The sequence below is a fragment of the uncultured Microbacterium sp. genome (assembly GCF_947632095.1).
Lineage (GTDB): Bacteria > Actinomycetota > Actinomycetes > Actinomycetales > Microbacteriaceae > Microbacterium.
Genome location: NZ_CANROA010000063.1, coordinates 1 through 8,492, shown reverse-complemented (window position 1 = coordinate 8,492; position 8,492 = coordinate 1). Strand labels below are relative to the sequence as shown.

The following is an 8,492-nucleotide window of genomic DNA, read 5'->3' as shown; positions in this document are numbered from 1 at the left end:
ACCCTGCCCGACCTGCGCCGCGCCGAAGGCGTGCTCTTCGACCTGGACGGCGTGCTGACTCCGACCGCCGAGGTGCATATGCGCGCCTGGCAAGCGGTCTTCGATGAAGTCTTCGTCCAGTGGGGGATCCCTGAGCCCTATACACCGCAGGACTACTACGCGTACGTCGACGGCAAGCGACGCTATGACGGGGTGGCGAGCCTGCTGCACAGCCGCAACGTCGAGATCCCGTGGGGGGATCCGGCGGATGCTCCGGATGCGCTGACGGTCTGCGGCATCGGCAATCGCAAGAATGCGGCGTTCGCTGCGGCGCTGCGCAGCGGTGGCGTAGCGCCCTATTCCGGCTCCCTCGCACTCATCGAGCTCCTGCACCGGGAAGGCGTGCCGATGGGTGTCGTGTCGAGCTCGTCGAACGCCGAGGAGGTGCTCGAAACAGCCGGCCTGCGCGACTTCTTCCCGGTGGTGATCGACGGTCGCGTGGCGGCTCGGGAGGGCCTCGCCTCGAAGCCCGCCGCCGATATGTTCCGCGCCGGTGCGGTGGCGCTCAGCGTGAACCCGGCCGAGAGCATCGCCGTCGAAGACGCCGTCTCGGGGGTCGCCTCCGCGGTGGCCGCCGGCTTCTCACGGGTCGTGGGCGTGGACCGCGGCGCCGGCACGAGTGCGCTGCTCCAGGCCGGAGCGACCGATATCGTCGATGACCTCGCCCGACTCCTCCCCGACCTTCCGGAGACCGCATGATCGATCGCGACCGCTTCCCCGTCGACCCGTGGCGTCTGACCGAGGCCCGTTACAGCGAGGACGGCGTCTCCGAGACGTTGTTCGCGGTGGGCAACGGGTATCTCGGCCTGCGCGGCAATCACATCGAGGGCCGCGGTGCTCTCGAGCACGGCACGTTCATCAACGGTCTGCACGAGACCTGGCCGATCCGCCACGCCGAGCAGGCGTACGGCTTCGCCGAGGTGGGCCAGACGATCGTGAATGCGCCGGATGCCAAGATCATGCGCGTCTACGTCGATGACGAGCCGATCTCCTTCGACGAGTCCGAGGTGCGCGATTATTCGCGCAGCCTGGACATGCGCACGGGCGTGCTGACGCGGAGTTTCGTGTGGGAGACCCCGTCGGGCAAGACGATCCGCATGCGCGATGAGCGGCTGGTGAGCTTCGAGGAGCGGCACCTGGCCGTTCTGCGGCTCGAAGTGACGGTCGAGAACGCCGACGCACCGGTCACGATCAGCTGCCAGCTGCTGAACCGGCAGGATGGCGGGAACGTCTACGCCGGAACACCCAGCGCGGCCCAGGGGAGCGCCGGCTTCGATCCGCGCAAGAGCGAGCGGATCACCGAACGAGTGCTCCAGCCCGCCGAGCACTGGCAGAGCGGACTGCGCTCGGCGCTGTCGTACCGGACGACGGACTCGGGAATGACGGTGGCGGTGGTCGCCGACCACATCATCGAGACCGACAACGAGTACAGCGCTCGCACGCTGATCGATCCCGACATCGCCAAGAACGTCTTCCGGGTCCAGGCGAAGGCCGGGGTGCCGATCCGCATCACGAAGCTCGTCAGCTATCACACCTCCCGCAGCGTGCCGGCGCGGGAGCTCGTCGACCGGTGCCGTCGTTCGCTGGACCGGGCCGCCTTCGAGGGCGTCGAGGCCCAGTTCCGACGTCAGCGCGAATGGCTGGATGCTTTCTGGAAGCGCTCCGACGTCGAGATCGAGGGGCACGACGATCTGCAGCAGGCGGTGCGCTGGTGCCTGTTCCATCTCGCGCAGGCATCGGCGCGCGCCGATGGCGCGGGTGTCCCCGCCAAGGGCGTCTCGGGATCGGGATACAGCGGCCACTACTTCTGGGACACCGAGATCTATGTGTTGCCGTTCTTGACCTACACATCGCCGCAGTGGGCGCGCAACGCCCTGCGCGCCCGCGTGCTCATGCTTCCGGCGGCCCGTCGCCGTGCCGCGCAGCTGAACGAGGCGGGTGCGCTGTTCCCCTGGCGGACCATCAACGGCGAGGAGGCCTCGGCCTATTACGCGGCGGGCACGGCGCAGTACCACATCAACGCCGACGTGAGCTTCGCGCTCGGCAAGTACGTGCGGGCCACCGGCGATGACGACTTCATGCGCCGGGAGGGCGTCGACATCCTCGTCGAGACCGCCCGCCTGTGGGCGACTCTCGGGTTCTGGCGCGAGGCCGATGGTGAGGCCGTGTTCCACATCCACGGCGTCACCGGGCCCGACGAGTACACGACCGTCGTCAATGACAACCTGTTCACGAACGTCATGGCCCGGTACAACCTGCGTTACGCCTCGCGTGTGGTGCGCAGCATCCAGCAGGACGACCAGCAGGCGTACGCGCGCCTGCGCGAACGCACCGGGTTGGATGCGGCGGAGCCGGACGCGTGGGATCTCGCCGCCGCCGCGATCCACATCCCTTACAGTGAGGGACTCGGCATCCACCCGCAGGACGCCATGTTCCTGGAGCGCGAGGTCTGGGACCTCGCACACACGCCGGATGATCAGCGGCCCCTGTTGCTGCACTTCCACCCGTTGGTCATCTACCGGTTCCAGGTGCTCAAGCAGGCGGACGTCGTCCTGGCGCTGTTCCTGCAGGGCAACCACTTCACCGCCGAGCAGAAACTCGCCGACTTCGACTACTACGATCCGCTGACCACCGGCGACTCCACGCTCTCGGCCGTCGTGCAGTCGGTGCTCGCCGCCGAGGTCGGCTACCAGGACCTCGCCCGGGAGTACTTCGAGCAGTCGCTGTTCGTCGACCTGGGTGATCTGCACCACAACGCCTCCGACGGCGTGCACGTCGCCTCTGCGGGAGGCGTCTGGACCGCTCTCGTCTCGGGCTTCGGCGGAATGCGCGACCACGCCGGGGAGCTGAGCTTCGACCCGCGCCTGCCGAAGGACTGGCCCTCGCTGACCTACCGGATGCAGTGGCAGGGGAGTGCGCTGGTCGTCACCGTGACCTCCGACGAGTTGCGCGTGCACGTGGCATCCGGAGATCCCATCGAATTCACCGTCCGCGGACAGACGCAGCGGGCTGAGGCGGGGAAGGATGCCGTCATAACGCTCGCCGGTCAGGGGCCGGTGCGTCCCGGGCGCCCGACTCTGCAGGGCTTCTCGGATGCGCGTCGTGCCGACGGCACCCGGCTCGCACCGTCGCTGCCGGTCATCACCTCGGCGATCCCGGTGATCGTGCAGGCGATGGGAGAAGACCGGTGAGCAGTCTGGCGCTCGGGGCATTGGGTCTGGTCGTGGTTCCCGCGGTGGTACTGATCGCCGCGGCCGCGATCATGCGGTGGTACGCGCATCGGATGCCGTCGTCTCCGGGGGCGCGATTCGCGCCGGTGGCCGAGGACACCGTGCTCACGGACGCACTTCTGCTGCAGAAGGATTCGCGGGCGATCGCCGCGGCACTCATCGACCTCGCCGTGCGCAGAAAGATCCGGTTGCTCCGTCCGGACGGCGAGACCGGCAAGAAGGCGACCATCTCTGCGGAGGTCATGCCCGGAGCGTCGATGACGGTCTCCGAGATCCGCGTGATGGAGGCTCTCTTCGGGCAGGGCAGCACGACATCGGCCGTGCGGCGATTCAGCAGGCACTCGCGCGCCCTCAAACGCCGGGTGCGCGATGTCCTCGCCGTCGAGAGGCGGCGCGGTGCCGAAGCCGGTCTGTACGCGCGCGAACCGCGCACAGCCCCGGTGCGCGTGATCACGGTGCTGGCCGTGCTCGGGATGCTCGCCGGCGCGACCACGCTCATCGGCACGCTCGTCGGCGGTGATGCGATCGCCGCTATGCTCGTTGCGGCCGGCCTGCTCATCGTGCTCGCCGTGTTCTTCGTCGTCCCGCGGCCGTGGCGGGTCTTCCTGCCCGCGGCGGAGCCGCTGCGTCGGCACCTGGCGGGCCTGCACGAGTACATGGACCTCGCCGAGAAGGAACCGCTGCGATACCTGCAGTCGGTCGACGGCGCGCTGACGGTGACGGATGCTTCGCCGCAGGCGCACCACGATGGCCTGCGGACATTCCTGCTCAATGAAAGGCTGTTGCCGTACGCGGTGCTGTTCGGCATGGAGGAGAGCTGGGCGAAGAACCTGGGCGAGTACGGGGACGCGCTGCGCGCCGATGCGGGGTTCGGGGATGCGCTGGGATCCGCTCTCGAGGTCGCAGAGATCATCGAGGCGATCGGCGGTGCCGTCGCCCTGGTGCGCTCGCTGGGCGAGCTCGTCGATGTCGGCCAGGGGATCGCCGACCTCGCCGGCGCGGTGGGGGACGTGTTCGACGCCCTGCCGTGAGGTGCCCCGGCATCCTCACGGGTGCAGTGTCGGCGGTTGGCCGTAGGCTGGACGGGTGACCACAGCCCTCTACCGCCGCTACCGTCCCGAGAACTTCGGCGAGATGATCGGGCAATCGCAGGTGACCGATCCGCTCATGACTGCGCTGCGCGGTGACCGCGTCGGCCACGCCTACTTGTTCTCCGGCCCTCGCGGCTGCGGAAAGACCACGTCAGCGCGCATCCTCGCACGCTGCCTCAACTGTGCTGAAGGCCCGACGGACACCCCGTGCGGCGTCTGCCCGAGCTGCGTGGAGCTGTCGCGCGACGGCGGCGGGTCCCTCGACGTCGTCGAGATCGATGCCGCCAGCCACAACGGCGTCGACGACGCCCGCGACCTGCGCGAACGGGCGACGTTCGCGCCCAGCCGCGACCGGTTCAAGATCTTCATCCTCGATGAGGCCCACATGGTCACCCCGCAGGGCTTCAACGCCCTGCTCAAGCTCGTCGAAGAGCCCCCCGCTCATGTGAAGTTCATCTTCGCGACGACCGAGCCCGACAAGGTGCTCGGCACCATCCGCTCGCGCACGCACCACTATCCGTTCCGGCTCGTCGCGCCCGCGGCCATGCTCGAGTACGTCGAGAAGCTCTGCGCCGAAGAGGGTGTTCAAGTCGCCCCGGGTGTTCTGCCGCTCGTTGTGCGCGCCGGTGGCGGGTCGCCACGCGACACCCTGTCGCTGCTCGACCAGCTGATCGCCGGCTCCGACGGCGATCACGTCGCCTACGAGCGGGCCGTCGCACTGCTCGGCTACACGCACGCCTCCCTGCTCGACGAGATCGTCGACGCGCTCGCCGCCGGTGATGCCGCCGCGGCCTTCCCCGCGATCGACCGCGTCGTGCAGACCGGTCAGGATCCGCGACGCTTCGTCGACGACCTGCTCGAGCGGTTGCGCGACCTCATCGTGATCGCCGCCGTCGGAGAGGGAGCATCCGCTGTCCTTCGCGGCATCCCGGAAGACGAGATGTCCCGCATGCGCACCCAGGCCTCGGCCTTCGGCGCCACGCGCCTGTCGCGCACGGCCGATGTCGTCAGCGCGGCGCTCGACGACATGACCGGGGCCACATCGCCGCGTCTGCACCTCGAGCTCATGATCGCGCGCGTCCTCTCGGCGGCCGGGGCATCCGCGTCGGCTCCCGCTGTTCCGTCGCCCGCCGATGGTCCGGTTGCCACTCCCGCTGCTGCTCCGGCTGCTCCCGCTGCTGCTCCGGCCGCCGAACGAGCCGCTGCGCCCGAGACGAAGCGCGCCGAACGCGCAGAACGCCCGGAACCGGCATCCGCGCCGGCCCAGACGCCCGCGACCCCCGCTCCGGCCCCGGCGGCTCCCGTTCCTTCGGGCCCTGTCACGATCGACCGCATCCGTGCCGTGTGGCCCGCCGTGCTGACGCGCCTGGAGAGCGTGAGCCGTGCGTCGTGGCTGCTCGCCACGGGAGTCCAGCCGCTGGAGTTCGACGGCGATACCACCGTGCTCACGCTCGGCTTCACGAGCGCGCAGGATCTGCAGAAGTTCAAGGGGATCACCCCGGGCAATGGGCCCTCCGACCATCTGCGCGCCGCAATCGAGCAGGAGCTCGGCGTCACGGTGAAATACCGCCCCGCGCAGCTTCCTCCGCGGTCGTTATCCGATGCGGCGCCCGCCGCTCCCGTGCGCACGGCGCCTCGCGATGCGGCGCGGTCATCGTCACCGGCACCGCAGCCGACGGCATCCGCGGCATCTGTGACCGAGTGGGCGGTCGCCGCGATTCCGACCTCCGAGGCTCCTGCGCCTGCAGACGATCCGAGCCCGCCGGAACCCGCTCCGTCCCCGGCCACCGCTTCGACGCCGACGCCGCAGCCCCCGACGCCGATGCCGACGACGCCGTCCGTCGACGCGAGCGGCGTTCATGATGATGTTCCTCCGCCCAGCGACGATGATGCGCCGTACCCGGACGATGAGCCCCCATACGGTCCGTACGATGAGCCCGCATCGCCCGCCCCGACGCGGGAGCGCGCGCCGCAGTCGGCGCAGGGGGTGCCCCCTGCGCCGGTGGCGCCCCCTGCGCCGGCCCCTGCGCAGCCGCAACGTCAGCAGCCTCCGCAGCAGCGTGCGATGCAGCCGCGGGGCGACCGGTCGCCCGGGGGAGTGCAGCGCTACGGCGAGGCCGTGATCCGCCAGGTGCTCGGCGCGACGTTCGTGCGCGAAGAGCCCTATGAGCCCCCGACGAGGTTCGCCTGATGTACGACGGCATTGTCCAAGATCTGATCGACGAGTTCGGCCGCCTTCCCGGCATCGGCCCGAAGTCGGCGCAGCGCATCACCTTCCACATTCTGCAGACGCCGTCGTTCGACGTGGCGCGCCTGGCCGAGCTCCTCACCGACGTGCGCGCGCGCGTGCGTTTCTGCGATGTGTGCGGCAACGTCTCCGAGCAGGATCGGTGTTCGATCTGCCGCGATCCGCGCCGCAACCCGGCGCTGATCTGCGTCGTCGAAGACGCCAAGGATGTCTCGGCGATCGAGCGCACGCGGGAGTTCCGTGGTCTCTACCATGTGCTCGGCGGTGCGATCAGCCCGATCGCGGGGGTCGGCCCCGACGATCTGCGCATCGCGCAGCTCATGACGCGTCTCGCGGATGGCACCGTGCAGGAGGTCATCCTCGCGACGAATCCCAATCTCGAGGGCGAGGCGACTGCGAGCTATCTCAGCCGTCTGCTGACGACCATGCAGATCACCGTGTCGCGCCTGGCATCGGGGCTGCCGGTGGGCGGCGATCTCGAGTACGCCGATGACGTGACCCTGGGGCGCGCCTTCGAAGGACGGCGAACGCTGTAATCCGACGCGGATACGGTCACGATGGGGTGGCCGCCGCGTGAACCCGCAGGGCGCCTTCACGCGCAGGGGCTGGGTGCTGTTCGCGGCCATGGCGCTGATCTGGGGTGTGCCCTACCTGTTCATCCGCATCGCGGTCGAATCCATTTCCCCGCCCGCGATCGTCGCCGGCTGTGCGGTGATCGGCGCGCTCGTGCTGCTGCCCTTCGCCCTGCGCAGCGGTGCGTTGACGCAGGCCTGGCGCAAGTGGCCGTGGGTGCTCGCCTTCGGCGCCGTCGAGATCGCCGGCCCGTTCCTGCTCCTGGGCCACGCCGAGATGACGCTGTCGTCCGGGCTCACCGGCCTGCTCGTCGCCACGGTGCCGCTGTTCGCAGCCCTCATCGCACTGGTCGGCGGCGATCGTGGGGTGCTCCGGCCGTCGCGGGTGATCGGTCTGGTCGTCGGTTTCGCCGGTGTGATCGTCGTCGTGGCGGGGCCCGGATTGGCCTCGGGCGACCTGCTCGCCACGGTCGAGGTCCTGCTCGTCGCACTGCTCTACGCCACGGCGCCGTTCATCGTCGCGAAGAAGCTCGGCGATGTGTCTTCGCTGGGGGTCATCACCGTCGCACTGATCGCCGTTGCGATCTTCTACACGCCGTTCACGGTCGCGACGCAGCACGAGGTCCCCACAGCCCCTGCCGCCGTGTCGCTGGTGATTCTCGGGGTGCTGTGCGCCGCGGTCGCCTTCCTGCTCTTCTTCGCGCTGATCCGTGAAGTCGGTCCGGTGCGGGCGCCGCTGTTCACCTACGTGAACCCCGTCGTCGCGCTGGTGCTCGGAGCGATCGTGCTGGCCGAGCCCCTCACCCCGGGGCTGCTCATCGGGCTCCCGCTGATCATCATCGGATGCTGGTTCGCCGGGACCGGCGGCCGAATCCGTCCGCGTGCCGGCCAGGCGCGCCCGCCGACGCCGGCACCGTAGCCCGCGAGCGCAGAATCCGTCACATGCGCAAGCGGGCATGCGGATCGAAACTACAATGACCCGTGGGCGGATCTGCCCGACATCCCAGGGAGTGAACGTGGCCCTTATCGTCCAGAAGTACGGCGGCTCGTCGGTCGCCGATGCGGAGAGCATCAAGCGCGTCGCCAAGCGCATCGTCGATACGCGTCGTGCCGGTCACGATGTCGTCGTCGCCGTCAGCGCGATGGGCGACACCACCGATGAGCTCCTCGATCTCGCGAACGAGGTCGCTCCGATCCCGGCACCGCGCGAGATGGACATGCTGCTCTCCAGCGGAGAGCGCATCTCGATGGCGCTGCTGGCGATGGCGATCCACTCGATGGGCTTCGACGCCCGCTCGTTCACGGGCAGCCA

General features: G+C 69.4%; 6 protein-coding genes and 1 pseudogene. All 7 read left to right on the top strand.

What is annotated here, in order from left to right:
- The first annotated feature begins 3 nt into the window (after nucleotides 1-3).
- Nucleotides 4-738, top strand: coding sequence for an HAD-IA family hydrolase (locus Q0Z66_RS11295; RefSeq protein ID WP_298041180.1), 735 nt, complete (start codon nucleotides 4-6; stop codon nucleotides 736-738).
- Nucleotides 735-3,230: a glycosyl hydrolase family 65 protein gene (locus tag Q0Z66_RS11290; RefSeq protein ID WP_298041177.1), complete on the top strand. Its 2,496-nt coding sequence runs from the start codon at nucleotides 735-737 to the stop codon at nucleotides 3,228-3,230. Before Q0Z66_RS11295 ends, Q0Z66_RS11290 begins: the two co-directional genes overlap by 4 nt.
- Nucleotides 3,227-4,300 carry a DUF2207 domain-containing protein gene (locus Q0Z66_RS11285; protein WP_298041175.1) on the top strand — a complete coding sequence of 358 codons (1,074 nt, stop codon included), beginning with the start codon at nucleotides 3,227-3,229 and terminating at the stop codon, nucleotides 4,298-4,300. Before Q0Z66_RS11290 ends, Q0Z66_RS11285 begins: the two co-directional genes overlap by 4 nt.
- A 55-nt stretch (nucleotides 4,301-4,355) precedes the next feature.
- Nucleotides 4,356-6,551 (top strand): DNA polymerase III subunit gamma and tau, encoded by a 2,196-nt coding sequence (locus Q0Z66_RS11280; RefSeq protein ID WP_298041173.1) that lies wholly within the window; start codon nucleotides 4,356-4,358, stop codon nucleotides 6,549-6,551.
- Nucleotides 6,551-7,144, top strand: a complete 594-nt coding sequence (gene recR, locus Q0Z66_RS11275) for a recombination mediator RecR (protein WP_298041171.1) — start codon at nucleotides 6,551-6,553, stop codon at nucleotides 7,142-7,144. The genes Q0Z66_RS11280 and recR overlap by 1 nt, the downstream gene beginning before the upstream one ends.
- Nucleotides 7,145-7,181: 37 nt before the next feature.
- Nucleotides 7,182-8,099 (top strand): DMT family transporter, encoded by a 918-nt coding sequence (locus Q0Z66_RS11270; RefSeq protein WP_298041169.1) that lies wholly within the window; start codon nucleotides 7,182-7,184, stop codon nucleotides 8,097-8,099.
- Between the two features lie 97 nt (nucleotides 8,100-8,196).
- Nucleotides 8,197-8,492 (top strand): annotated as a pseudogene (locus Q0Z66_RS11265) (aspartate kinase); the annotation flags it as partial.

Bases quoted from the DNA above. Each gene is read 5' to 3' on its own strand.
- Q0Z66_RS11290 (WP_298041177.1), top strand. From the start codon at position 735: ATGATCGATCGCGACCGCTTCCCCGTCGACCCGTGGCGTCTGACCGAG.
- recR (WP_298041171.1), top strand. From the start codon at position 6,551: ATGTACGACGGCATTGTCCAAGATCTGATCGACGAGTTCGGCCGCCTT.